Source organism: Collimonas arenae, from assembly GCF_001584165.1.
GTDB lineage: Bacteria > Pseudomonadota > Gammaproteobacteria > Burkholderiales > Burkholderiaceae_D > Collimonas > Collimonas arenae.
The window spans coordinates 275064-301255 of the sequence record NZ_CP013233.1 but is presented as its reverse complement, the minus strand read 5'-3'; the positions used below and the strand labels follow the sequence as shown (position 1 = coordinate 301255).

22 protein-coding genes and 2 pseudogenes are annotated in these 26192 nt (G+C 57.3%); 16 read left to right on the top strand and 8 right to left on the bottom strand.

Annotated features, from left to right (window positions below):
- Position 1 precedes the first annotated feature (1 nt).
- Positions 2–1855: a glutathione-regulated potassium-efflux system protein KefC gene (gene kefC / locus CAter10_RS01380; protein ID WP_061532001.1), complete on the top strand. Its 1854-nt coding sequence runs from the start codon at positions 2–4 to the stop codon at positions 1853–1855.
- Positions 1852–2207 (top strand): annotated as a pseudogene (locus tag CAter10_RS01375) (ArsC/Spx/MgsR family protein). Before kefC ends, CAter10_RS01375 begins: the two are co-directional and overlap by 4 nt.
- Positions 2208–2233: 26 nt before the next feature.
- Here CAter10_RS01375 and CAter10_RS01370 read toward each other — a convergent pair.
- Together CAter10_RS01370 and CAter10_RS01365 are read right to left on the bottom strand one after the other, a co-directional pair.
- On the bottom strand, positions 2234–2428 hold the full coding sequence (locus tag CAter10_RS01370; protein WP_061532000.1) for a DUF2905 domain-containing protein: 195 nt from the start codon (positions 2426–2428) through the stop codon (positions 2234–2236).
- A gap of 22 nt (positions 2429–2450) precedes the next feature.
- Entirely contained in the window at positions 2451–3635 is a 1185-nt protein-coding gene (locus CAter10_RS01365) for a class I SAM-dependent methyltransferase (RefSeq protein WP_061535111.1), read from the bottom strand.
- Positions 3636–3749: 114 nt separating this feature from the next.
- Between CAter10_RS01365 and CAter10_RS01360 the strand changes: the two genes are divergently transcribed.
- The 6 genes from CAter10_RS01360 (at position 3750) to glmU (ending at position 8939) form a co-directional block, all read left to right on the top strand.
- Positions 3750–4565 (top strand): SDR family NAD(P)-dependent oxidoreductase, encoded by an 816-nt coding sequence (locus tag CAter10_RS01360; RefSeq protein ID WP_236905465.1) that lies wholly within the window; start codon positions 3750–3752, stop codon positions 4563–4565.
- 6 nt (positions 4566–4571) lie between these two features.
- Positions 4572–4970 carry a dihydroneopterin aldolase gene (locus CAter10_RS01355; RefSeq protein WP_061531999.1) on the top strand — a complete coding sequence of 133 codons (399 nt, stop codon included), beginning with the start codon at positions 4572–4574 and terminating at the stop codon, positions 4968–4970.
- A 58-nt stretch (positions 4971–5028) separates the two neighbouring features.
- Entirely contained in the window at positions 5029–5991 is a 963-nt protein-coding gene (gene ttcA, locus CAter10_RS01350) for a tRNA 2-thiocytidine(32) synthetase TtcA (RefSeq protein ID WP_128083171.1), read from the top strand.
- A gap of 219 nt (positions 5992–6210) precedes the next feature.
- A complete protein-coding gene (locus tag CAter10_RS01345) occupies positions 6211–6543 on the top strand; it encodes a YegP family protein (RefSeq protein ID WP_061531997.1) in 333 nt (110 codons plus the stop codon).
- A 295-nt stretch (positions 6544–6838) separates the two neighbouring features.
- Complete coding sequence (locus CAter10_RS01340; protein WP_061531996.1) at positions 6839–7441, top strand: YXWGXW repeat-containing protein; 603 nt, start codon at positions 6839–6841, stop codon at positions 7439–7441.
- Between the two features lie 139 nt (positions 7442–7580).
- Positions 7581–8939 carry a bifunctional UDP-N-acetylglucosamine diphosphorylase/glucosamine-1-phosphate N-acetyltransferase GlmU gene (gene glmU, locus CAter10_RS01335; protein ID WP_061531995.1) on the top strand — a complete coding sequence of 453 codons (1359 nt, stop codon included), beginning with the start codon at positions 7581–7583 and terminating at the stop codon, positions 8937–8939.
- A gap of 45 nt (positions 8940–8984) precedes the next feature.
- Here glmU and CAter10_RS01330 read toward each other — a convergent pair whose 3' ends face one another.
- A complete protein-coding gene (locus tag CAter10_RS01330) occupies positions 8985–9449 on the bottom strand; it encodes an Lrp/AsnC family transcriptional regulator (protein WP_061531994.1) in 465 nt (154 codons plus the stop codon).
- A gap of 163 nt (positions 9450–9612) precedes the next feature.
- Between CAter10_RS01330 and glmS the strand changes: the two genes are divergently transcribed.
- Positions 9613–11430 carry a glutamine--fructose-6-phosphate transaminase (isomerizing) gene (glmS, locus tag CAter10_RS01325; RefSeq protein ID WP_061531993.1) on the top strand — a complete coding sequence of 606 codons (1818 nt, stop codon included), beginning with the start codon at positions 9613–9615 and terminating at the stop codon, positions 11428–11430.
- An 817-nt stretch (positions 11431–12247) separates the two neighbouring features.
- Here glmS and CAter10_RS01320 read toward each other — a convergent pair.
- The 3 genes from CAter10_RS01320 to CAter10_RS01305 all read right to left on the bottom strand — a co-directional run bounded on the left by CAter10_RS01320 (position 12248) and on the right by CAter10_RS01305 (position 16007).
- Positions 12248–13750 carry an arabinofuranosidase catalytic domain-containing protein gene (locus tag CAter10_RS01320; protein ID WP_061531992.1) on the bottom strand — a complete coding sequence of 501 codons (1503 nt, stop codon included), beginning with the start codon at positions 13748–13750 and terminating at the stop codon, positions 12248–12250.
- A 245-nt stretch (positions 13751–13995) separates the two neighbouring features.
- Positions 13996–14631 (bottom strand): hypothetical protein, encoded by a 636-nt coding sequence (locus CAter10_RS01315; RefSeq protein WP_061531991.1) that lies wholly within the window; start codon positions 14629–14631, stop codon positions 13996–13998.
- A 905-nt stretch (positions 14632–15536) separates the two neighbouring features.
- On the bottom strand, positions 15537–16007 hold the full coding sequence (locus tag CAter10_RS01305; RefSeq protein ID WP_061531989.1) for a MarR family winged helix-turn-helix transcriptional regulator: 471 nt from the start codon (positions 16005–16007) through the stop codon (positions 15537–15539).
- A gap of 178 nt (positions 16008–16185) precedes the next feature.
- Here CAter10_RS01305 and CAter10_RS01300 point away from each other — a divergent pair, with 178 nt between their 5' ends.
- From CAter10_RS01300 to CAter10_RS01280, 5 genes are all read left to right on the top strand, one after another.
- On the top strand, positions 16186–17232 hold the full coding sequence (locus CAter10_RS01300) for an alpha/beta fold hydrolase (RefSeq protein ID WP_061531988.1): 1047 nt from the start codon (positions 16186–16188) through the stop codon (positions 17230–17232).
- A 114-nt stretch (positions 17233–17346) separates the two neighbouring features.
- Positions 17347–17763, top strand: a complete 417-nt coding sequence (locus CAter10_RS01295) for an organic hydroperoxide resistance protein (protein WP_061531987.1) — start codon at positions 17347–17349, stop codon at positions 17761–17763.
- 34 nt (positions 17764–17797) lie between these two features.
- Positions 17798–18610, top strand: a complete 813-nt coding sequence (locus CAter10_RS01290; protein ID WP_061531986.1) for an alpha/beta fold hydrolase — start codon at positions 17798–17800, stop codon at positions 18608–18610.
- 147 nt (positions 18611–18757) lie between these two features.
- Positions 18758–19879: a thioredoxin family protein gene (locus tag CAter10_RS01285; protein WP_417924701.1), complete on the top strand. Its 1122-nt coding sequence runs from the start codon at positions 18758–18760 to the stop codon at positions 19877–19879.
- Between the two features lie 277 nt (positions 19880–20156).
- On the top strand, positions 20157–20390 hold the full coding sequence (locus tag CAter10_RS01280) for a hypothetical protein (RefSeq protein WP_128082955.1): 234 nt from the start codon (positions 20157–20159) through the stop codon (positions 20388–20390).
- A 93-nt stretch (positions 20391–20483) separates the two neighbouring features.
- Here the strand turns inward: CAter10_RS01280 and CAter10_RS01275 are convergent, their stop codons facing one another.
- Entirely contained in the window at positions 20484–21299 is an 816-nt protein-coding gene (locus CAter10_RS01275) for an SDR family oxidoreductase (RefSeq protein ID WP_061531983.1), read from the bottom strand.
- A 75-nt stretch (positions 21300–21374) separates the two neighbouring features.
- On the opposite strand from CAter10_RS01275, the gene CAter10_RS01270 reads away from it, so the two are divergent.
- On the top strand, positions 21375–22349 hold the full coding sequence (locus CAter10_RS01270) for an AraC family transcriptional regulator (protein ID WP_061531982.1): 975 nt from the start codon (positions 21375–21377) through the stop codon (positions 22347–22349).
- Between the two features lie 12 nt (positions 22350–22361).
- On the opposite strand, the gene CAter10_RS01265 is transcribed toward CAter10_RS01270, so the two are convergent.
- A complete protein-coding gene (locus CAter10_RS01265) occupies positions 22362–23744 on the bottom strand; it encodes a cytochrome-c peroxidase (RefSeq protein WP_061535109.1) in 1383 nt (460 codons plus the stop codon).
- A 558-nt stretch (positions 23745–24302) separates the two neighbouring features.
- Here CAter10_RS01265 and CAter10_RS01260 point away from each other — a divergent pair.
- Positions 24303–26119 (top strand): annotated as a pseudogene (locus tag CAter10_RS01260) (phospholipase C); the annotation flags it as partial.
- Positions 26120–26192 lie beyond the last annotated feature (73 nt).

Genomic DNA, 26192 nt, shown 5'->3' with positions numbered 1-26192 from the left:
TATGGAACAAAATCTTTTATTCAATGCATTGATCTATCTTGCGGCCGCGGTGGCTGCGGTGCCGATTGCCAAGCGATTCGGACTGGGCGCGGTGCTCGGTTACCTGCTGGCCGGCATGGCGATCGGACCGTGGGGATTGCGATTGATCGACAATGTCGAGGACATCCTGCATTTTTCTGAATTCGGCGTTGTGCTGCTGCTGTTCCTGATCGGCCTGGAGCTCGATCCAAAGCGGTTGTGGTCGCTGCGGCGCCAGATTTTCGGCTGGGGTACGGCGCAGGTGGCGACCGTCTCGTTGGCGCTGTTCGGCGCTGCCGCGGCGTTTGGTGTCGACTGGAAGACCGCCTTGATCGCCGCGCTTGGCATGTCACTGTCGTCCACCGCAATCGCACTGGCGACCATCAACGAACGCAAGCTGAACACCACCACCGCCGGTTCGGCGGGCTTTGCCATCTTGCTGTTCCAGGACATTGCAGCGATTCCCATGATTGCGCTGGTGCCGGTTCTGGGTGTCGCTGTCGGCCATGGCAGCAACCAAGGCTGGGTCGGCGCTGCCAAGGTGGTGGCGGTAATTGCCACGCTGATCGTTGGCGGACGCTACCTGGTTCGGCCGCTGATGCGCGTGATTGCGCGTACCGGCTTACGCGAAATCTTCACCGCCTTTGCGCTGCTGCTGGTGATCGCGATCGGCTTGCTGATGCAGTCAGTCGGCATGTCGATGGCGTTGGGTAGCTTCCTGGCAGGCGTGCTGCTGGCCGACTCCGAGTACCGACACGCGCTGGAAACCGATTTGGAACCGTTCAAGGGCCTGTTGTTGGGATTGTTCTTCATCGCGGTCGGCATGTCGGTCGATTTCGGCCTGCTACTGACCAAACCCTGGCTGATCCTGGGGTTGGTGGCCGGCTTCCTGGTGATCAAATTCGCAGTGTTGTACCTGCTCAGCAAGGCCTTCAAGATCGCACGCTCACAGCAGTTCCTGTTTGCGGCGCTGCTGTCGCAAGGCGGCGAGTTCGCGTTCGTGGTGTTCGGTGCGGCAGCCACCGCCCGCGTGTTTTCGGAAGAGACGTCGTCGATCCTGGTGGTCGTGGTGGCGCTGTCGATGGTCACCACGCCGCTGCTGCTGGTGCTGTACGACAAGGTCATCGCCCCCTATTTCCTGGCGGCGCAAAAACGTCCGGACGACGAGATTGAAGAGAACGAGAACCCGGTCATCATTGCCGGCTTCGGCCGCTTTGGCCAGATCATCGGTCGCCTGCTGCACGCCAACAAGATCGGCCTCACCGTGCTCGACCATGACCCCGACCAGATCGAGCTGTTGCGCAAGTTCGGCTTCAAGGTGTTTTACGGCGACGCCACCCGGATGGACCTGATGCGCGCTGCCGGCATTGCCAAGGCGCGCCTGCTGGTAGTCGCGCTGGACGATATCGAGGGCAGCCTGAAACTGGTGGCTGCGGTGCGCAGGATTGCTCCCGACCTGCCGATCATCGCACGAGCCCGCAACGTCACGCATTACTTTGACCTGATGGACCTGGGCGTTACCGTGATTGAGCGCGAAACCTTCGAATCGGCCTTGCAGCTCGGACGCCAGGCCTTGCGCGCGATGGGTTTCGGCGCCTACCGGGCGCGCCAGGCGGCGATGAAGTTCCGCGCGCATAATCTGCAAACCCTGCATGACATGTATCCGCATCAGAAAGACCAGCAAAAGATCGTATCGATTGCCAAGAAGGCGCGTGAAGAGCTGGAAGAAATGTTTGCGCACGACCGCATCTTGCGCGAGGATGCGCCAGCCAGCGGCTGGGACGATGAAGTGTTGCCGCAGGATTCACCGATTAAAGAAGACAAGGAACAAGCATGATCACGATTTACCACAATCCGCGTTGCTCAAAATCGCGGGAAGCACTGGCGATTGCCGAACAATTCGGCAGTGAGCACAAGCTCCAGCTGGATGTTGTCGACTATCAAAAGACGCCGCTGACGCTGGCACAGCTACAGCATTTGCATCATCAGTTGGGCGGCCGGTGAGCACGATGGTGCGCGACAATGAAACCGAATACGCTGCGCTTGGTCTGGCGCAGGCCGACGATGCGGCGTTGCTGGCAGCGCTCGCTGCGTACCCGAAGCTGTTGCAACGGCCGGTGGTGGTTTATCGTGGGCGAGCGGTGATTGGGCGGCCACCGCAGTTGGTTAGCGCGTTGTTCGACAAATAATGGATGAAGTGGGCAAGATTCGCTCCCTACAACAGCCGGACGAGCAGGAACAACACCGTCGACAGCAACACAGTTGAGGCAAACGGCAGGGAGAATTTCTTGCCGAACAGCGTGAATCGCAGATCGCCGGGAAGACGACCAAGTCCGAGCTTTTCCAGCCACGGCAAAGCGCTGGAAAAGACGATAACGGCGATAAAAATCACCAGCATCCAACGGATCATCGGCGACTTTCAGCGAATGATTTCATAGCCGGTGGCTACGATCATGCCTGGAAAACCGCTCAGGCAACTCGGCGCCGATGCCGACCACCAACACCTTGAACAACTCCCCCATTTCGGCTGGCGACACCAGCTTTTGCATGGCGTTGGCTTGGGGTAGGTATTGCAACGCGTTTTCCGGCGGCGTGCGCAGCAACAACTGACCAATACCGGCCTCCAGCAGGAATGCGGCCTGGCTGGTGTAGCCCAGCAGGTCCAGTCCATTATCCAGCGCCGCCACCGCCATCGCGGTGAAATCAACGTGGGCGGTAACATCCTGCAAACCCGGCAGATAAAACGGATCGGGATGAGCATGGTGCCGGTAATGGCACATCAAGGTGCCTTGATCGCGTTGCTGCAGATAATATTCTGCGGCCGGAAAACCATAGTCGAGAAATATCGCCACGCCGCCCTGCCCGGCTTTCAGCATCGCTGCCAGCGAACGCATGAAGCCGATAGCGACCGGATGGACCTCGGTCAGGTGGCCGACCGTGAGCGATTCGGCATCGGGAATTTGCGCGATCAGTGATGGATCGGCGGGACGGTCCATATAGACAAACTGACCATCATCGTCCGCAGTTGCGGCTTCAGTCAGGCCGACTCCGCGTTGCAGCCAGCCGTCGGCGCCGCGCACTACCAGCTCAACCGGCATCGCATCGAGCACTTCGTTACCGAGCACCACGCCGGAGAATGCCTCCGGCAGGCGATCCAGCCATTGTACTTGTGGGAAATCGCGCAATTTTTGTTGCTGGCGCGCACGCAATTCGGCCGACAGCTCGACAATGTAATACGCCTGCGGCATGCGTGCCGACTGAGCGCCACTAGTTAGTTCGGTCAGGATATCGTGGGCCAGTTGGCCGCTGCCGGCGCCGAATTCGAGTATCTGCGGCTGCAGCGCGGGCGTGGAATCGAGCAATTCTGTTGCCAAATGCGCCAAAGTTGCGCCAAAAAGCGGCGTAATTTCGGGCGCGGTTGTAAAATCACCGTCTTTGCCCAATTTTTCCGCGCCGCCACTGTAATAACCGAGATCCGGCGCGTACAGCAGCAGTTCCATATAACGTGCGAATGAAATCCAGCCATCTTGCCGGCGGATTTCAGTGGCGATCAGATTGTGCAGCAGGCGCGACGCGCGCTGCGCTTCGATAGAAGCTTCGGGTAATTGCAGTTGCATGGCGCTATTGTAGGAGATAACGCCGCTGTACAAGCAATCGACGATAATGAAAGATGGCGACGGGCTCCGTATCGTCGCCAAACAGAAAGTCTCGCGCCTGACAGCGATTACTAATTGATCAACAAGTATGCGTACCATAGCCAAACCCGCCCCCCTGCCGATGCAGTTGCCCTTGTCACCGACGCCGCCGGCACGGTCGGCAGTGCCATTGCGCGCGCGCTGGCGCGGCAGGGCTGGCGGCTGGCGCTGCACTTTCAGGATAAAAACGAGCCGGCGGCCTTGTCGGCTCTATTGCGGGAATGCCAGGCTATCGGTGCGCAGGCCGCCACCATTCGCTGCACACTGACCGATGAAGCAGAGATCCGGGCACTGCTGCCGCGCATTACTGCCGCGCTCGGCAATGTGACCTGCATCGTCAACAACGCCAGCCATATCGAAAGCGACAGCCCCGCGACCTTCTCTGCGGCAGCCCTGGCCCGCCACATGCAGGGAAATCTCGCCGCACCGGTGTTGCTGGCGCAGGCGCTGCATGCCGCCACCAGCAAGATCGACGGCGCGCAAGGCGTAGTCATCAACCTGCTCGACCAAAAACTGTTCAATCCACAGCCGGATTTTTTGTCGTATACGCTGTCGAAGGCCGCGTTGCACAGCGCTACCACCTTGCTGGCGCAGGCTTTTGCGCCGCAGGTGCGAGTAGTCGGAATTGCGCCGGCGCTGGCCGCCGCTGGCACGCCCGAAACCGGCCTGGCGTTGCAGCCGGCGGATTCTGCGATGCTGAACGACATTGCGGCGACGGTCTGTTTTGTCGCCGTCTCCTCCGCCATTACCGGCAGCACGCTGCTGGTCGATGGCGGTCACCATTTGTATCCTCACCCTCGGGACAAGGCGACCGCTCATGGCCAACCCGGTCGCCCTTCCCATCCTCACTGAAAAAACATGCTCTCCGCACTCATCCATCCCGACCTTAGCGATTGCCGTCGCCTGTTCCTGCGCGACTACGAAGTGCAGATCAATATCGGCGTCTACGAATCTGAAAAACAAGGTCCGCAACGTGCGCTGATCAATGTCGACCTGTTTGTGCCGTTGGCGTTGTCGACGCCGACCAAAGACCATATGGATGACGTGCTGGATTACAATTTCATGCGCAATACCGTAGCAAAGCGCATGGCGCAAGGCCATATCCATCTGCAGGAAACCCTGTGCGACGACCTTGCCACAGCACTACTGGCGCATCCGCGGGTGCGCGCGGTGCGAGTCTCATCGGAAAAACCGGATGCCTATCCCGACTGCCACTCAGTCGGCGTCGAAGTGTTCCGGATCAAGCCCAAGGCATGAGCCGGTAAATATTGAATGAAGAATCGCCATGAATGACCTATTGATGCAGGAAATACCTATGGAAGACCAATTATTGGCGCCAGCTGCGGCCGTCGATGCCGATGCTGTCGCGGCTTTCGCCAGCCACAAGCAGATGGAAAAGATCGCCCACGAAAACAACAAGCTGCATAAACGGCTGTGCCGTCAGGTCGGCCAGGCGATCGGCGATTTCAACATGATCGAGGATGGCGACAAGGTGATGGTGTGCCTCTCCGGCGGCAAGGACAGTTACGCGTTGCTGGACATCCTGATGACGCTGCGCGAGCGGGCGCCGATCAAGTTCGAGATCGTTGCGGTCAATCTGGACCAGAAGCAACCGAATTTTCCGGACCACATCCTGCCAGCCTATCTGGAAAAGCTCGGCGTTACCTACCATATCGAGAACGAAGATACCTACAGCATCGTCAAGCGCCTGATCCCGGAAGGCAAGACTACCTGCTCGCTGTGTTCACGACTGCGGCGCGGCATCCTGTATCGGGTTGCCACGGAACTGGGCGCTACCAAGGTCGCGCTCGGCCATCATCGCGATGACATCATGGAAACCTTCTTCCTGAACATGTTCTTCGGTGGCAAGCTGAAGAGCATGCCGGCCAAGCTGCAGTCGGACGACGGCAAGCAGATCGTGATCCGGCCGTTGGCCTACGTCAAGGAAGCCGATCTGATCCGCTACGCCGAGGTCAAGCAGTTCCCGATCATCCCCTGCGATCTGTGCGGCAGTCAGGAAAACCTGCAACGCAAGCAGATCAAGGGCATGCTGCGCGATTGGGAAAAGAAATTCCCGGGGCGCGTGGAAAACATCTTCTCTTCCTTGTCGACGGTAGCGCCATCGCACCTGATGGACCGCAACCTGTTCGGCTTTACCGGCTTGAAGGCGACCGGGATTGCCGATCCGAACGGCGATATCGCGTTTGACGATGAGCCTTGCGCGACGCCGACCAGCGCGACCGTGCCGGGAATCATTCCGCTGCGGCCGCTGGATTAAGGCAGTCAATGCTCGCAGACGCGGCAAACCCTTGCGCGTCTGCCTTCTCTCCTGAGTCACGTCAATTCAACATCCATCCTGCCGTTCGGAATATATAATCAAGATCAGCAGCTCGCCCACAGGGCTATCAGTACATGCACATTCGATAATGTCTCAAACGGTTTAACGGTTTCATGCAGGTTTGTCGGTAATTAACCAGGATAACCAGGAGAAGGTCAGATGGCAGCTTCCTACGTACTCAAGAAGTCGGTAGATGGACAGTTTTACTTCCTGCTGCAGGCGAGCAATGGCGAAGTCGTGCTGAACAGTGAAATGTATGTTGCCAAGGCATCCGCCGAGAATGGCATCGCCTCGGTCCAGAACAATTGCACCCAGGACGACCGCTACAGCCGCAACCAGGCCTCCAACGGCAAATTCTATTTCAACCTGAAAGCCGCCAACCACCAGGTCATCGGCAGCAGCCAGATGTACACCACCACCAGCGCCCGCGACGCTGGTATCGACGCCGTCAAGAAAAACGGTCCCAGCACCAATATCAAGGACGAGGCCTGAAGTCACCGCCAGCCCAGAACTCCCCCACGTCGGATATATACAGTCGTCATTCCCGCGTTCGCGGGAATGACAGGCTCGCCAGTGACGGCCGAAGAGGAATGTCTATCTTAATTTAACGACATTACTCACGCCGACGGCCGTTCAGACTGCCGCATCATTCCCCCGCAAACCCGCCTAACTGCCGCAGCAAGAGCTCGCGCGGCGGATTATTTGCAAGTATTTGTAATCCCTGTATTCATTCCACACGGCAAATCGTTTAATACCCAGGTTCTATTTTCTTGGGGAGATAAATTCAATGAATCGCCGTCATTTCCATCGCTATTTTGTACTGACTGCCGTTGCCGCAGCGACCGTTTCACTGGCCGGCTGCGTGGTTGAACCGCAGCACACCCGGGTCGAATACCGCGAGGTCAAGGTGCCGACTCCGGTAGTGCAGGCGCCGCCGGCACCGCTGGTCGAAGTCGTGCCGCCAGCTCCGTATCCTGATTCCTACTGGATTCCGGGGCATTGGAAGTGGGAGGGCAACCGCTACGTCTGGAACAACGGCCATTGGGAACAGTCGCGCCAGAACATGATTTTCCAGCATGCCTACTGGGCTAACGAAGGTGGGCAGTGGGTATTCCACCAAGGCCGCTGGGTGCCGCTGAATAACAGCTACGGCGGCGCGCCAATCGTCATCAACGTAGCACCGCCACCGCCGCGTGTGGAAATCATTACGCCGGCGCCGAGCCCAGACCACGTCTGGATCGGCGGCTTCTGGCGCTGGAACAACGGCCGCCATGAATGGGTCAACGGTCATTGGGAAGCGCGCCGCGACGGTTTCTTCTGGGCACCCGGCCATTGGGTCCGCAACGGCAACGCCTGGACGTTCTCCGGCGGTTTCTGGCAACACTACTAATCTCGTCTCTCAGCTTGTCAACCTACCGCCGGCAGCACGCCGGCGCGTTCTGCGATATGGTGATGCAGCGGCGTCAGGGAGTGAATTCGCCCTACGCTGCGCGTGATAAAATTTCGCACCTTTTCTTTCAAATTCGACCATGAACATTGTCATTCTCGCTGCTGGCATGGGCAAGCGCATGCAGTCGGCGCTGCCAAAAGTGTTGCACCCATTGGCAGGCAAGCCGCTGCTGTCGCATGTGATCGATGCCGCCCGCGCCCTGTCGCCGACCACGCTATGCGTGATCTACGGCCATGGCGGCGATGCCGTGCCCAGTTCGCTGGCGGCCGCCGACCTGGTGTTTGCCAAGCAGGAACCGCAACTCGGTACCGGCCATGCGGTGGCGCAAGCCGCGGCACATCTGGATGACAGCGTGCCGACTCTGGTGCTGTACGGCGACGTGCCGCTGATTGCCAGCAGCACGTTGCGCCGGCTGGTCGACAGCGCTGGCGCCGACAAGCTGGCGGTCCTGACCGTCGAACTGCCAGACCCGACCGGTTATGGCCGCATCGTCCGTGAAAATGGCCAGATTATCAGCATCGTCGAACAAAAGGACGCCAACGCCGAGCAACGCGCGATCACTGAATGCAACACCGGCATCATGGTGGCGCCGACCGTGCAGCTGAAGAAATGGCTGGCCGGTCTCTCCAACAACAATGCGCAGGGTGAATATTATTTGACCGACATCATCGCCAGCGCCGTCGCCGATGGCACGCCGGTCGTATCGGCGCAACCGGACGCCGTGGCGGAAACGCTGGGCGTCAACAGCAAGGTACAACTGGCTGAACTGGAGCGCATCCATCAGCGCAGCATCGCCGAACGCCTGCTGGAACAGGGTGTGACCCTGCTCGATCCGGCGCGTATCGATGTGCGCGGCACATTGCAGTGCGGGCGCGATGTCAGCATCGATGTCGGCTGCGTGTTCGAAGGCGAAGTCAGCATTGAAGACGGTGCCGTGATCGGCGCCAACTGTGTGATCAAGAATGCGCGCATCGGCAGCAACGCCAACATCAAGCCGTTCTGCCATATCGAAGGCGCCACAGTCGGCGCTGCTTCGCAGATCGGCCCGTATGCACGGCTGCGGCCGGGCGCTGAGCTGGGCGAAGATGTCCACATCGGCAATTTCGTTGAAGTGAAAAACAGCCAGATCGACGCCCACAGCAAAGCCAATCACCTGGCTTACATTGGCGATGCGACGATTGGATCGCGCGTGAATATCGGCGCGGGCACCATCACCTGCAATTACGACGGCGTTAACAAATTCCGTACCGTGATTGAGGACGATGCCTTCATCGGCAGCGACAGCCAACTGGTGGCGCCGGTGCGGGTCGGCAAAGGCGCAACCCTGGGCGCCGGCACCACGCTGACCAAGGACGCGCCGGCAGGCAAACTGACGGTCTCGCGGGCTAGGCAGATCACTGTTGATGGCTGGGAGCGGCCGGTCAAGATCAAGAAATAGCAGCAACGCGTTGGATAGTCTCAGCCGAGGTTGTCCAACGCCCCTCTACACTGCGATGCGGGTATCGAATTTACTTCTGTAGATCGAAAAATACGTCCGCACATTGCGCACATTCTTCTGGGCGGCAAACAACTGATGCGCCAACGCGTGGTAGGCCGCCATGTCCGTCACCTGCACCACCAGCACGAAATCCGGTCCCGGCGATACTCGATAGCATTGCAGCAGCTGCGGCGCATGCGCTACCAACTCCTCGAATTCCTGCAAGCGCTCTTCAGCCTGGTTATCGAGCGTGACTTCGACAATGGCGGTCAGGCCGGCGCCGACCTTGTCGGGTGCTACGATCGCCACCTGGCGCACAATCACGCCGGCGTCAGTCAAACGCTTGACGCGCCGCAGGCAGGTCGGGGCCGAGGCATGCACCTGCAGCGCCAGCTCCTGGTTAGTTTGAGAAGCATCGGCCTGCAAGGCATTCAAGATGCGACGATCCAACTCGTCAAGAATAATGTCCATGATGTATGTGCGCAATATATGGATTAAATTCAATCTAAAATGAAATAATATTTCACATTATTTATATCATGAAATATTAAACCAAATTCTAATCAATTTAGACATCATATTTCACAAGCGCTAGCCTAAGATACGCCCATTCACCCAACAAATGAGGAAAGCCATGTGCGGTATCGTCGCTGCGGTTGCAAAAATCAATGTCACTCCGATCCTGCTGGAAGGCCTGAAACGGCTTGAGTACCGCGGCTACGACTCATGCGGCGTGGCCTTGCATGTCGACGGCAAATTGCAGCGCTCACGCAGCACCTCGCGCGTGGCCGATCTGGAAGCGCAAGTCGAAAAAGCGCACTTGTCCGGCTTCACCGGCATCGCCCACACCCGTTGGGCCACCCACGGCGCGCCAGCCACCCACAACGCCCACCCGCATTTTTCGCGCGACCGCATCGCGCTGGTCCACAACGGGATCATCGAAAACCACGACGAATTGCGCGCCGAGCTGCAAGCGGCCGGTTACCAGTTCGAAAGCCAGACGGATACCGAAGTGATCGCCCACCTGGTCGATCACATGTACAACGGCGACCTGTTTGCCACCGTGCAGCAAGCGGTAAAACGCCTGACAGGCGCCTATGCAATTGCCGTGTTCTGCGTTGATGAACCGCATCGCGTGGTTGCTGCGCGCCAAGGATCACCATTAATCGTCGGCGTCGGCCAGGGGCAGAATTTTGTCGCTTCGGACGCCATGGCGCTGGCCGGCACGACCGACCAGATTATTTATCTGGAAGAAGGCGATGTCGTCGACCTGCAGCTGCAACGCGTCTGGATCGTCGATGTCAACGGCAAATCGGTAGAGCGCGAAGTCAAGACCGTGCATGCCTACACCAGCGCAGTCGAACTAGGCCCGTACCAGCACTACATGCAAAAGGAAATTTTCGAGCAACCGCGCGCGATTGCCGACACCCTTGAAGGCGTCACCGGCATCATGCCGGAACTGTTCGGCGACGGCGCCTTCAATGTGTTCAAGCAAATCGATTCAGTCCTGATCCTGGCTTGCGGCACCAGCTACTACGCCGGCCTGACTGCCAAATACTGGATCGAATCGATTGCCAAGATTCCGGTCAACGTCGAAATCGCCAGCGAATACCGCTACCGCGACAGCGTGCCGAATCCAAACTCGCTGGTCGTCACCATCTCGCAAAGCGGCGAAACCGCCGACACATTGGCCGCACTCAAGCACGCCCGCTCGCTCGGCATGCTGCACACGCTGACCATCTGCAACGTCGCCACCAGCGCCATGGTGCGCGAATGCGCGCTGGCTTACATCACCCGCGCCGGCGTCGAAGTCGGCGTCGCCTCGACCAAGGCCTTCACCACCCAACTGGCCGCGCTGTTCCTGCTGACGCTAGCGCTGGCGCAAAGCAAAGGTCGCCTCAGCGATGAAGAAGAAGCCGCCCACCTGAAAGCAATGCGCCACCTGCCCGCCGCACTGCAAAGCGTGCTGGCGCTGGAACCGCACATCGTCGCCTGGGCCGAAGCCTTTGCGCGCAAGGAAAACGCATTGTTCCTCGGCCGCGGCATCCACTACCCGATCGCACTGGAAGGCGCGCTGAAGCTCAAGGAAATCACCTACATCCACGCCGAAGCCTACGCCGCCGGCGAACTCAAGCACGGCCCGCTGGCGCTGGTCACCGAAGAAATGCCAGTAGTGACCGTCGCGCCGAACGACACGCTGATCGAAAAATTGAAATCGAATATGCAGGAAGTCCGCGCCCGTGGCGGCCAACTGTATGTGTTTGCCGATGCTGACTCGCACATCAAATCGAGCGACGGCGTGCATGTGATCCGTCTGCCGGAAAACTACGGTTTGCTGTCGCCGATTTTGCACGTGGTACCGTTGCAGTTGCTGGCTTATCACACGGCGCTGGCGCGGGGAACGGATGTGGACAAGCCGCGGAATTTGGCTAAGTCGGTTACTGTCGAATAAGGTTTCCGCGAGCTGATTCTCTTATTCCTTACAATTAAAGTCGAAAACAGGTCATTAAAGTCGAAAACATCGATACGCGCTTTTCGGCGACGTATATCTCGCCGCATCTGCGAGGTGGTGACCGGTTTCAATACGACGTTATGTCGTGGATAGATACGCGCCATTCATAGCAAAGCATGCTATCTGTCAGCAATAGCCAGTCGAGCAATACCGACAAAGGTCTGCTCCAGACTACTTGCGATCACGGGGCTTCGATGTGACTTCAAACAGTCCTATAAAAAGGCGCTCCTCCTCTATCTTGTGATAATGACTAATAAAGTCTGTCACGAGGGGCTACAAATCCGTGACAGACCAAAATGACCAAAATTGTCCGTAAATTGGGAGGACAGATATTAGTGGAATGGATAACTGCGCAGGTTCTGGTGCAAATTTCATGTGAAAACGAAAAGGGGCATCGCTTTATCGATTCCGACAAGTCGACTCTGACGTTTGAATCGCCACCAGTTTTCTAGACGTTCGTCATCGGTTCAAAATTCAGTTGTTCGTAATAACCTCGTAAACGGCGTCCATAAAGAGCTCGACAGACTATGTTATGGGCATTGATTTGCGTCTAAAACTGCCCCCCTTAGGGTCAGAATTCCACGCAATTCAACAGTCAAATTCGGCAACGAATGACGACTTTGGACTTGTGTCGCGCTTTGCCCATCTGGGCGACACACCGACAATAAAAAGCGGTGGCGGTCCATGAGGACCAGTCACCGCGTCTTGGTTTAGTTCAACTGAATATTAGTCGAATCCATTCTTCATAAAAGAATAGTTATTGCAGCTTCCATTGTTGGCAAGCATTATTGAGCCAGTCCCATTGCTGGATATTGGTCGTGTCGGCCGTGCCACAGTTGGTAACATCCAACACCTTTCCGCTATTGCGCGAGGTCAGGCGGAACCAGGGAGCGGTGGTCGTTGTTATCTGCCATTGCTGGCTGGTGCTACTGCTGCAGGTATTTTGGATCACGTTGCCGCCATTAGCTGTGGAAGATCCGGCGACATCCAGGCACATGCCACTGTGCTCGCTATAAATACTCGCGTATCCGTTGCCCAAGTCCACCATTTGCCAATTTTGCCAGGCAAACCCATTGCACGTGTAGAGGTCGACATTGCTACCCGCACTGGTATTGGGTTGCTGAACGTCCACGCACTTGCTGCTGTTTTGGTTGACGAGTTTTTTATAAGAACTCAGGGCATTTCCGCTGTAACCCGCTGCAACGATATTGGCCTGCACGGCGTTTTCGGTTGCATCAGAAGGCTTGCCGCTTGTCATTGCGCCTTCATAGAAATTACCGACTGCCATTTTGCTGTTGTCGCCGCCAATACCCAAAATAATGGCACCTTCTTTGTGGAAGGGCACATAGCCTGACGTGGTGGGTAGCGGCCCCGCATAATCGGTTTTTAACGCGCCAGTTTGGGCATCGCCATCCCTAATGGAATATGTCGTGGCGTCTTGTTTGGTCATGGCCGTGACAAAAGTGGTATTGCGGCCAGTATTATTCGTATTGCTTCCGTTGCCGCCCAAGAATAGACCATTCTCAAGATCTGCCATGACCCAGGGGCCAGATCCGCTACATGCGAACCAGCACAGCGTGCCAAAGTAGATCGCATTCATGTGTCCATTGCCAGTATCATTGTTATTTGTCTCGGCATTCCCATAATCAAAGCAGCAACCATTATTCACATGGGTAGCACTGGTGACCATGTATGCGCCTTCTGATGCGCTGCCGGTTGCAATGCCTGTGGTGTTGTTACGCCGATACCCGACGCCCGCGGAAATATAGACCCCGTACGCAGACTTTCCGCCAATCGTCACCTTCAATGCGGTGGCACTGCCTGTGATGTCTGCGCTACCGTTTCCCCCGGCCGGCGCAACAGTCAAGTGATTTCCATTTGTGGTCTGGTCATAGATCGTTTCAATAGTACATACAGAACCTGTGCAGAAACTATCTTGTGCAGCAGCATTGGCAATACCACCGGCTGTTAACGTGCCAATATCCGTGGTGGCGCCATCAGATGCGCGCTTGACCTGATACAGCTTTCCGTTATACGCCCCAAACAAGGCTCGCACTGTGCTGTGGGCCGCAGAGCACGGCGTACCTCCGGCAGCGTAAATGTCACAAGTACTTGTAGCGGCCGAAGCCTTTTGCGACATACCCATGCTGAAAAATACGATACACGCTAAAAGCATTAATAAGCGACTTATTGTACTTACGGCACGCCTACTCAACGGAAGGTGCCCATTCAACCCCGACTGCACGCAATGATTTTTCATTTCAGTCTCCATAGTTATTTACTTTCAGAGTTATTTACTTTGATACCGTGTCTCTCGACACTACATTCCACGGGCCATTACTTCTCAACCCGTAAAATCCATTGCGGCAAAAACGAATTGTGTTAATTGCCTAATAATGTGAACATCAAGGAAGTGAGCCGATGCCGGCAAACCCGCCCCCCGGCTTGAGCGGACCGGGTCAGCTTGGTCTCAGGTGAGCGAAATGCCCTTGTGTCGGCCACGGGTCATGCTCCATCGGCGGGAACCGGGGACGACCGAGAAATCTGTTTCTCCGCTTCTTTTTCACCACTGATCTGCCTGCGCGAGATCCAGGCTTCTGCGTGGTCAAGCGCTTCTAAATATTCACCGGTAGCGGTTTTTTTCCGGCTCTGCACCAGATTCGACAGATCGATGCTTGCCTGGCTGTCGCCCCGCTCCGCTAGCGTTTCGAGCTGCCTGACCAGACTTGCCGCGTCGGCGTTGATCTTGGTGCATTCAGACGACGCCGCATTCGGTTGCTGAATTCCCTGACATGGCCATACCAGATCTAGCTTGGCGCGCAAGATCTTCGCGTCTCCATCCGCGGCAGGGGCCACCGGTTCCGGATCATTCGAACAGTTCGAGGCACCCCGCCCGTATGGGTTGCTCAGCGCCGTGTCGGCGCAACGCAGGTTTCCTTGTGCCGCAACATCCGACGAATCCGCTATTGCCTGGGATTTGGCATCGGGTGGCAGCAATGGCACGGTGCCGTCTGACTGCCGGGCGCCTATCAGCGTGAGCTCGGCGCTGTCTGACTGATAGGCGCTTATCAGTAGGTAAAGGCACAGGCACGCCGCGGCAATCATGCAGCATCCCGAGAATATTTTTTGAGCAACAGACATGTCTTCTTTTCCCTCTTTTCTAAACTTCCAGTGACCACCTACACCGAACAATTAACGCTGGAGAGGGCATGCAGTTCGGACGCCAGGATCAACCCACACACAAGCCCGACTATCGCCGCCGCACAAGTCGATTGCCGCTTGGCAATATTAGCAATCATCATTTCAAGAAACCAATCACATGTTGCGTCGGATTGATATCCATTTCCTTATTGGTAGTGTCTTCTGTGATCCTTAAACGGATCGGTAAGCCAGAGAGGGATGTACCTATCAAAGAACAAAGTGCATGGTCGACTTAACGTTTGCCAACACCGGTATCGCATGAATTTGATCGCCGGTAGCGTCATCGCGTTGCGCAACGACTTGTGCACACCTGTGTTCGCACTGATTTCGGATCTGACCGCCGAGGCATGCGCCGGCTATGTGGACTTGATCAACGCAAAGTTGGCCGCACAGCGGCATGGGCCATCTCTCGCCTCAACAGCGTTCCGGGGAAGGTCGGCCTCATGGTGAAGCATTCACCACTATTTGTGCCAAGAGCAGGCCGAAATCAGCTTCCGCTCCAGTTTTCGCGAATATGCGCCGGAATTTCAGGTGCTGGAAACCTTGATCGGCCTAGAGGACATCCATCTGGCTTCCAGGTTGCACCTGAGAGGCGCGATAGACTTACTGGTAGCGGGTGAGCGACGAGCAACGCGAAGCGGTGCGTCGACTGTTAATCCGCAGTTCCCTGGTTCGAGTCCAGGTCGGGGAGCCCGAATACAAAAGCCTCGCAGCGATGCGGGGCTTTTTCATTTCTGCATGAGTAGACCTATTGTGGACCCGCCATCTAACGCGACGACGCGTTGGGCATCTAAGCGCACCAAGAAACCTCTCCAGAGCAAAAAAGAGGATACGTACTTGCTGCCTTAGGCGGAGTTCTGGCTGGAGGCTTTCATCAGATTGGTTCGCAGGTTGACGATAGCTTTTTGCAGCACACGGAATTCCTCCGGCGCCAAGCCGGATGCCTTGGCCGTCACCTCGCGGAAGGCAAAGGCCTTTTCTCTTAGTTCCCTCCCCGTTTCAGTAAGCGACACAAGCACGCTGCGCTCGTCCTCGCTGTCTCGCTCCCGACGCACATAGTCCATCGCTTCCAACCGCTTCAGCATAGGCGTCATCGTGCTCGGTTCCAGGAACAGCTTTTCGCTCAACCCCTTGACGGTCTGGTTGTCCTCTTCCCAAAGGCAAATGATGGTGACGTATTGCGGGTAAGTGAGTCCGAGCTTTTCCAGCACGGGTTTATAGACGCGCGAATAAGCAAGGTTGGTCGAATAGACGGCAAAGCACATGAAGTCGCCGAGCCGGGCAACGTCTTTGCTGGAGCTGGATTTATTGCTCATTTAATACCCCCTCAAATTTAATTATCGAAATAATGATTATCGTACTTGAAAATTGTGGTGAGCTCGGATATATTTATCTTCACAATAATTATGACGATAATTAATTATTGCTGCTGACCACGCCGTATCGATAGCAACAGGAACCTGAAAACCACCTCACCATTACTGGAGAAAGCAAATGCCTCACATCAACATCCATCGCCGCCTCGTCCTTGCCACTGTCGCTTTCGCCCTTGCCGGCGCGCAGTTCGCATTACCAGGAACAGCCAAAGCACAATCCGTAAGCCCAGTGGCGAACGCGACTGCAACGGCAAACCACGGGCTGGCTAGCTTCAAGTCCATCAAGCAGATCAACGCCGGTGACCTCAACGTCGGCTACGTTGACGAAGGCCCGGCTAACGGCCCGGTAGTCATCCTGCTGCACGGCTGGCCGTATGACATCAATAGCTTTATCGACGTCGTGCCCCTGCTGACCAACGCCGGCTATCGCGTGATCGTGCCGCACCTGCGCGGCTACGGCACCACGCGTTTCCTCGACCCCAATGCAGTGCGCAACGGCCAGCCAGCGGCGCTTGCCTCCGACGTCGTCGCGCTGATGGACGCGCTGAAGATAGACAAAGCCGTCCTCGCCGGTTACGACTGGGGCGCTCGCACAGCCGATATCGTTGCTGCGCTGTGGCCGCAACGCGTCAAGGGCCTCGTTTCTGTCAGCGGCTATTTGATCGGCAGCCAGGAAGCCGGCAAGCAAGTCTTGCCGCCGAACGCCGAGCAGCAATGGTGGTACCAGTTTTACTTCGCCACTGAGCGAGGTCGTGCCGGCTACGAAAAGAACCGCCACGATTTCGCCAAGCTCATCTGGCAAACAGCGTCGCCGCAATGGCGCTTCGACGATGCCACTTTCGACCGCAGTGCCGCGAACCTGGAAAATCCGGACCACGTAGCAGTAACCATCCACAATTATCGCTGGCGCCTCGGCCTGGCAAATGGCGAAGCGAAATACGACGAACTGGAAGCACGGTTGGCGAAGTTCCCGTCGATTGCGGTGCCGACCATCACCATGGAAGGCGATGCCAACGGTGCGCCTCATCCTGAGGCTGCAGCATACGCCAAACGTTTCACCGGCAAGTATAAGCATGAGCTTGTCACCGGCGGCATCGGCCATAACCTGCCGCAAGAAGCACCACGCGCATTCGCGGATGCCGTGATCGAAGTCGATCATTTCTGAGGATGATCGGGATCGCATCCCGCCTGCAGGTGCCAGCGCTCAATGGCATTCACCCATTCATCCGCAGCATGTCATTGCAGTTTTGCATCATTCAATCACTCGAAAGGAAACACCATGAACAAGATCGAAAAAGTTCTCTATACCGGTAAGACGCACACCACCGGCGGCCGCGACGGCGCCGCGCAAAGCGACGATGGCCGTCTCGACATCAAGTTGTCCCCTCCTGGCAGTCACGGTGCGGGGACCAACCCTGAGCAGCTCTTCGCCGCCGGCTGGTCTGCCTGCTTCATAGGCGCCATGGGGCGGGCCGCCAAGGACAAGAATCTCCCCTTGCCGGCTGGCATCGCCGTCGATGCCGAAGTCGACCTCGGCACCGGAAACGATGGCTTCCTCTTGCAGGCACGCCTCAAAGTAACTCTGCCCGGCCTGCCAGGCGATGCGGCACAAGACTTGATCGATGCCGCACATCAGATCTGCCCATACTCGAAAATGACTCGCGGCAACATCGAAGTGCGTGTCACTCTGGCCTGAGGCAATTTCGACCTATCCCAATAAGGAACCCAACATGACTGCCAAGAAATTATTGATCTCCATTGCCGCTTCCGCATCGCTTGCCGCCGTCCTGCCGCTGGCGCATGCCGAAGCGCCCATTACCTCAATCCAGGGCACGATCGCCAAGCCTACCATCGTGCTGATCCACGGCGCCTTCGCCGATTCCAGCAGCTGGGACGGCGTGGCGAAGAAACTGACTGCTCATGGCTATCCTGTGCTGAGCATCGCCAACCCGCTGCGCGGCATCGCCAATGATGCGCAATATGCCGCAAACGCGATCGGAGCCGTCAAAGGACCGCTGGTTCTTGTCGGTCACTCCTACGGCGGCATGGTCATTTCCAAGGCTGCCGAAGGCAACCCCGAAGTAAAGGCGCTGGTCTATGTGGCCGCATTTGCGCCCGAGCAGGGCGAAACAGTCGCCGGTCTGGCAGGCAAATTCCCCGGCGGCACTCTCGGCGATGCGCTTGCTGATCCTGTCACCTTAGCCGACGGCGGCAAGGATCTTTATATCAGGCAGGACAAATTCGCTCAGCAGTTTGCTGCAGACGTGCCGCCGCGACAGGCCGCGCTGATGGCTGTCGGCCAGCGCCCGGTGACTGTCGCCGCACTCAATGAGGTATCGAACGGTGCTGCCTGGAAGCAGCTGCCCTCTTATTTCGTGTATGGCACTGCCGACAAGAACATTCCTGTCGAGGCTCTGCGCTTTATGGCCAAGCGCGCCAGCGCGAAGGATGTCGTCGAAGTGAAAGGCGCTTCTCACGTACTCATGGTCTCCCGGCCGGATGCTGTGGCGAAGGTGATTGAGGAAGCCGCCGACAACAAGTAGTGAATCCGTCACTGTGCTCCTGCTTTGCTTGCACTTTTTGGCAGTTTCAGGCAGTCAGGCAAAAGCGGGGGAGTTTGACGTGTCCGGCGTTGAAGTGACTCGGAAACCGAAAGTCTTCGTTGCAACATGAATGAAAAGGAATTCCTCATGCCGTTTTTCCTCACCTCCTTGTTTCGCAAACGTTCGCATTACTGGTTCGCCGGCGCTGCTCTCGTCGCACTCGGCCTTGGCGTTGTGATGTTCACGAACATATCCGCCGCCGACGAGGCAGGGGACAAAGCAATGAAACCGTACCGCAGCGATTTGCCAGCACTTGGATATCTTCCTTCTCTCGGCGGCGCATCGACGTGGCTGAATTCGCCGCCGCTCGACTCCACGCAGTTGCGCGGCAAGGTGGTGTTGGTCGATTTCTGGACCTATTCCTGCATCAACTGCATCCGCACGCTTCCGCATGTGCGCGCCTGGGCGGAGAAATACCGCACCCAAGGCCTGGTCGTGATCGGCGTGCATACGCCTGAATTTGGCTTCGAAAAAGACACCGCGAATATCAGGAAAGCGATAGCGCGTTTCAAGATCGATTATCCGATTGCAGTCGACAGCGAACATCACATCTGGAACGCTTTCCGTAACAACGCGTGGCCAGTCTTCTATTTCGCCGATGCACAAGGGCGAGTCAGGGCGCGCCTCGCCGGGGAAGGCAACTACGAAAAGGCAGAGACGATCATCCAGTCGCTATTGGCCGAAGCTGGCAAGGCCGATGCCGCGGGCGCGTTAACGACACCGCCAGCCAGCGCCGAGCAGGCAGCGCCCGATATCGCGCATCTGCGCTCCGGCGAAACTTACGTCGGTTACGAGCAAGCATCGAATTTCACTTCGCGCAGCGGATTGAAAAGAGATACTGCCTACGACTACGTCATGATGGTGCCGCATTTGAACGAGTGGAGTCTTGCAGGCAACTGGACCGTGGGCGCCGAACGCGCGAATCTGAACCGTGCTGACGGCAGTATTGTGTATCGCTTCAACGCGCGCGACTTGCATCTGGTTCTTGGGCCACGCGCGGACGGCAGGCCAGTACGTTTTCAAGTCAAGATTGACGGTCATGCACCTCGCGCGGATCACGGCTCCGATACCGATGCGGAAGGAAACGGTGTCGTCACCGAGTCACGCCTTTACCAACTTGTGCGCCAGTTTGGCAAGGTGAAGGAATCCACCTTCGAAATTCGTTTTCTCGATGCAGGGGTCGGCGCATTTGCCTTCACTTTTGGCTGATTGCACGGTAGACGCCGAAGCCCATCCTGCGGGGGACACGAGAAATTCGGCAGCACCTTGTACACAGTGGGAATTCTAATGGGAAAGAGTCGCTGCGTTCACCAGGCAATGGAGGGAAGGGTCAAACGAAGTAATGGTGCGATTGATGAGCAGGTCGCGATTTTGGCGTATATAGAAGAATTCTCCGATTCTCCTAGAGAGTGCCCGCCGAAGGAATGATGTCCGGCAGCGAGTGCTGAACTGCGAGCATCTGGGCAGCCTGAACTATGGACGTAGCGTGTTGCTAACTGAAGGCGACTGGGACGAAGCCGGCCAAGTAGCCAGTGAGCCCGACTTTCGTGACTTCATTGCGGCGTACATTCCATTTCCTTCGATTGCGCCATTCGCGGCTGCCAGGCCGCACCCCGAGTACGAAGACCGTTGCCAACTGGAACCCGGCTACGTCATGAATGTCATGGCGTTTCTCCACCCGAATGACTGGGATGAAATGCTCGCTCGCTACCAAAAGTAACCGGCAAAAAGGCCCGCATGTGCGGGCCCCTCCTGGGGCACTCCGCTCGTACACTGTTCGTGATGAGGCAGGATTGCCCTCGAAGTTCCTCGACTATTTTTTCATGCGGAGCATCGAGCGCATTCCACTTAGGAACTGCTCGTCGGTGCTGTTCCAGCGCGAGTTCGCCAGGTGCTCGCTGTCTGGACCCGCCGGGAAGCGCAGTCGGTCGGTCTGGTCGTTGGCGGCAGCGAAAATGCCGTTGGCGACCTGGTCTGCATTGGTAACGGCGCCGGGGTTCGCGAAGCGCTGCATCAACTGTGCCGCATATTGCTGATACGCCGGAGGAATGAGGCCATCCATACGTTCCATGCCATTTGCGGTGAAGTTCGTTCCGGGGCCATAGCCAGGCTCGACCAATTTGACGCGCACGCCAAAGCTGTCGAGTTCAAAGAACAGCGCCTCAGTGAAACCCTCGATGGCAAACTTGCTGGCAGCGTAGGATGCCACCATCGGCATGCCGGCGAAACAGACGCTGGATGTGACATTGACGATGACGCCCTCGCTGCGCTCCCGCATGTGCGGAATGATAGCCTGGGTCATGGCCATCACACCGAAAGTGTTGGTTTCGAACAGTTCTCGGGTCGTAGCTTCCGGCGTCACTTCAAAGGCCGAAAGCAGGCCGATGCCGGCATTGTTGATCAGTACGTCGATCTGGCCGAAGGCTTCTATACCTTGGCTGACGGCCCGCGCAATGCTTGCTTCGTCCGTTACATCCAGTTGAACCACGTGCAGACGCTCGGCAGGCTCGAAGAGACCGGGATCTGGCTTGCGCATCGTCGCGATGACGTTCCAGCCTTGTTGCAGGAATCGCTCGGCCGTTGCCTTGCCATAGCCGGACGAGGTGCCAGTGATGAGTACGGTTTTCATATCAACCTCCATTTGAATTGGGACAAATGGTAGGTGCTTTGATCAAGACGAACAATAACGTATGATCCATAAATTATGCGAGAACGTCTAAAAAATGATCCCCTCGCCTCCATTGTTGCTTTGCTACGGCCACGCACCGTCCTGTCGAAGTACGTGAGCGGCTCAGGTCGCTGGGCGGTCCAATACCCGAACTACGGGCAGCCCAGCTTCTGCCTGATGACAGCCGGCTCTTGCTGGCTCAGCATCGAGGATGCGGAACCATTCCTGATGAAGACTGGCGACTTCGTGCTGTTACCCGCAACGCCCGGATTTCGTATGGGTAGTGACCTGCAGGCGCTAGAGAGCCCCACGGTGCGTCTTGCCGAAGCCAGCGATTACGGCGAAGCGCGCCATGGCGTCCAAGAGGTTGAGCCAGCGGTACGAATGCTGGGTGGTTACTTCGTGTTCGATCCCACCAATGCACCGCTCCTGGTCGGGCTGTTGCCGACAGTGGTGCACATCAAGGCGACGGATGCCGGCAGCGCCCGTTTGGGCTGGATTGCGAGCGCGATCGGAGAAGAAACGGCTGCCGATAAGCCAGGTGGCGACGCCATATTGACGCGCCTGGTTGAGGTCATGTTGATTGAAGCGCTGCGTTGGCAACCCGCACAGGACACTACGCCGATTTCCGACCTGCTGTCCGGTCTTGCCGACTCACGACTTGCTGCCGCCCTCAGGCACATTCACGATGACGTTGCGCGGCGCTGGACGATTGAAGACCTGGGCAGCAAGGTCGGCATGTCGCGCGCATCCTTCGCTGCGCGGTTCACGCATGTTCTTGGCATTCCACCGATGGAGTATGTGCTGCGATGGCGAATGGCATTGGCCAAGGACTTGCTGTGGCATGACGGCCTTTCGCTTGGTGAGGTTGCTCAAGCCATCGGATATCAGTCGACCAGTGCGTTCAGCGCCGCCTTCAGCCGCTTTGTGGGAGTGGCCCCAGGCTCATTCGCGCGAAGCGGTCACATCGGGTCTGCGACCGGTAGTGAAAACTTCAGCGAGGCCGATTGAATCAGGGCCTAGTCACTTCCCCGCAATTTGCTTGCCTTCAGGCCGATAGCCATCATTCAACGTCTTCAGAAACGCCACTACATCCTTGATTTCATCATCCGTCAGCGCAGGTTGTGCGCCAGCCTTGCTGTCGAACGGTGCGTCGGTAACATCCACATTGGCGTGATACGCCGCAGGCAGGTCGTCATACTTTTTCAGCAGGCCATCTTTGCCGCGCGGGTACCATTTTTCCGGCTTGGTTTCCCGCTCCATGTAAAAATGCACGACGTCTTCCAGCGAATGAAACACGCCATTGTGGAAGTACACCTGACGGGTGGCGACGTTGCGCAAGGTAGGCGTCTTGAAGTAACCGCAATAATTCAGCTGCTTGGCAGCATCCTTGCGCCACGGGCCGCACATGCCCATATCAAAATATTTGGGATCACGGTTGGCCAGGATGGCCTTGTTGCGTGGCGCCGCCAGCGCTTCAAACTGATAATCGGTGAACACCGGAGGGAAGTTGCCATCGCGCGAAGGCTTTTCGATATGGCAAGTTGCGCAGTTACCCTTTTTCGGATCTTTGAATAGCTTGAGCCCGCGCATTTCCTGCTCGCTCAGTTGTACCTGCTGAGCCAGATAGTAGTCGTACTTGCTGTCGTAAGGATGGAAGCTGCGGTCTTCTTTCTGGTAGAGCGCCAGCGCGTAATAGGCTTCGCCCAGCGCCAGGTTGGGCGACGTAAACACGGCCGGACCGAACAGTTGCAGCATGTCCTTCGCATAGGGTGCCGCCTTGAGTTTAGCCAGTAGTTGCGTGGCGCTTTTATTGGCCATTTCATTTGCGGCCAGCAAAGGGCCGCCGGCCTGGTCCGTCAGATTGATCGCTCGCCCATCCCAATCGAAACCACCCTGCGGCACGACTTCCTGCATGGCTGCGGCCGGTTGCAGGGTCGATTTTGCTACCGCCGGCGCGATCGGGTTCGCCTTCGCTGCTGCCTGCAAGACGGCACCTTTATCGTCTTCATCAGGTTTGATGTCCGGGCCGATGGAAAATGCCGGCGCGTGCTCGTGATAGCGTAGCGACGGCACCGCGCGTCCGCCCTGGGCTTGCACATGCCTGCCGCCGAGCTGCACCGCGAGTCCGTTGGCCGGTGCGTGCGCATTGTCTGGATTGTGACAGGATGCGCACGAGAGCTTGCCGGAGGCCGACAGCGATTGATCGTAAAAAATTTTCTTCCCAACTTCTGCCACCGCACTTAACGGAACAATCGGCGCATTCAGGCGCGCAAGCGCCGCCTGGGCGGGCGTTGCCGGTATCGACGCAACGGCTGGAGCAGGCGCAACCGCACCAGAAACCGCAAGCGGTGCTGCGGCGCTGCCGGTCTTGCCTTGACGGTCGCAGGCAGTCACGAGAAGCATCAGTATCGCGAACGCGAGAATCGCGGTGCTTGACGCTGCTGGCGCAGCAAGAGCTGGATGCGGCTGAAACCGGATTTTCATAAAGGCTCAAGGACGTGCAACGGTGAAGTTTCCAGTGCAGGCGGCAACGTCCACGGACGTGAGTGCACATCTGGATGAAAACGGTAACCCGAGATGATGGGGCCGAAATATTTCAACTTGATGAAATCGGCGGCTTTGTCATTAGAGTCTATGTCCCAGAAGAGGAACTCGGCAGGTCATCATGCGGTAACAAGCCAATCCTACAATTCAGCTCCGAATGTTTCTCAGTAGCATTAATACTGTGTCATTTTTTCGACTGTCGGGCAGTATCCGGCAAGCGACATTTCAACCAATATTGGCGTGGGAGAAGGCTGTATGCGCGTCAATACGCAACTGCAATTGATCATCAATAAAAAGTAATGCGAAGCGGCTTAACTGGCCCACGAAGCAGGTTTATTGACGGATTGACGAGCTTGTCTCCGTGCATGCCAGACGACGCGATCGCATTAATCAATACAATAAAACCACATCAGGAGCATGAATGAAATTGCACTCAACATTTGCGGAGCATCGCTTCGCGAAGCCTGCGCTTGCGCTGGCAATCACTGCAGGCCTGCTGGCGGATGTAGTTCCGGCAGCTCGTCATCGGCGCTCGACAATGGCCCGACATCCCCGGCGGCAGCGAAAGCGGCTACACCGATTCAGCACGTCGTTGTGATCTTCCAGGAAAACGTCTCCTTCGATCACTATTTCGGCACTTATCCGAACGCCGCCAATCCGACCGGCGAGCCGGTATTTACGGCTGCATCCAATACGCCAGTCGTCAACAACCTGCAAACACCGCTGGACGTCACGAATAGTTTTGCGGCGCTGCGCGTGCCAAGTTTGCTGACATCGAACCCGACCACGCTGAACACCGGTAACGGTGTCAACGCGATCAATCCATTCCGTCTTGACCGTTCGCAAGTCGTCATCGCCGATCAGGACCACGATTACCAAGCCGAGCAGATGGGTTTCAATGGCGGCGCCATGGATCTGTTTCCGGCCTCGCTGGGCGCCGGGAACTCGGCTGCACCGCAGGTGCTGACACCTCCGCTCAACACCAACGGCCTGACCATGGGTTACTTCGATGGCAATACCGTGACGGCGCTGTGGAACTATGCGCAGCACTACGCACTGAACGACAACTCATTCGGCACCACATTCGGCCCGTCGGCGCCGGGCGCGATCAACCTGATTTCTGGTCAGACCAACGGCGTGATCGCCACCAATCTGTCGGCCAGCCAGGTCAGCAACTATGCTGCCGGCGACGGTTACTACGGCGAACTGTCCAACGACGGCGCGGGCGGCATCAACCTGGCGGGTGATGCCCAGCCGTTGAACGATGCTTGCATGACACGCGATGCGGCGCAACTGAGCGGCAAGAACGTCGGCGACCTGCTCAACGCTGCGAATGTGAGCTGGGGCTTCTTCCAGGGCGGATTCGATCTGACCGTGACCAATCCAAACGGCACGACGGGCTGCAAGCGTTCAACGACATCGGCAATTACCGGCGTCACCAAGAGCGATTACATCCCGCATCACCAGCCATTCCAATACTATGCGAGCACGCAGAACCTGAAGCATGCGCGTCCGAGCTCGGTATCTGCCATCGGCAGAACCTTGCAGGCAGATGGCAAAACGCCGGATCCTGCCAACCATCAATACGACATCCATGACTTTTTCGACGCGGTATCGGCTGGCAATTATCCAGCAGTCAGCTTCCTGAAAGCCCCCGGTTATCAAGACGGCCACGCCGGCTACTCTGATCCGATCGACGAGCAAGCCTTCATCACCCAAGTCGTCAACTTCCTGCAGCAACAACCGGATTGGAGCAACACGCTGGTTGTGATTGCCTACGATGACTCGGATGGCTTTTACGATCATCAGGCCAGCCCGATCCTGAATCCGTCGGCCAATACCACTGCCGCCGCGGCCTTCAGCAGCAATGGCCTGACTGCGCCTGGCGTGGCAGACATGTTGAATGGTCCTGGCGTATGCAAGACCAACGGACCAGGTTCCGTACAAGGCACCCAACAGTGTTGTCCGGCGCGACTGGAAAAACCAGCGCCCAAGGCCGCTGCGGCTATGGTCCACGTCTGCCGCTGCTGGTGATCTCGCCGTATGCGAAAGTGAACTATGTCGACCATACACTGACCGACCAGACGTCAATCCTGCGCTTCATCGAAGACAACTGGCTATCCGGCCAGCGCATCGCCGGTTCCTACGATGCTATCGCCGGCACGCTCAACAACATGTTGAACCTGGGCGGAACGCCGAGCACGTCGAAGCTCATCCTTGATCCGACCACCGGCCAGGCGACTACCGGCACAACCAGCAAAAACGCCGTGATTGCGGCTGCATCAAAACCTTGTAATGGCGTACCGC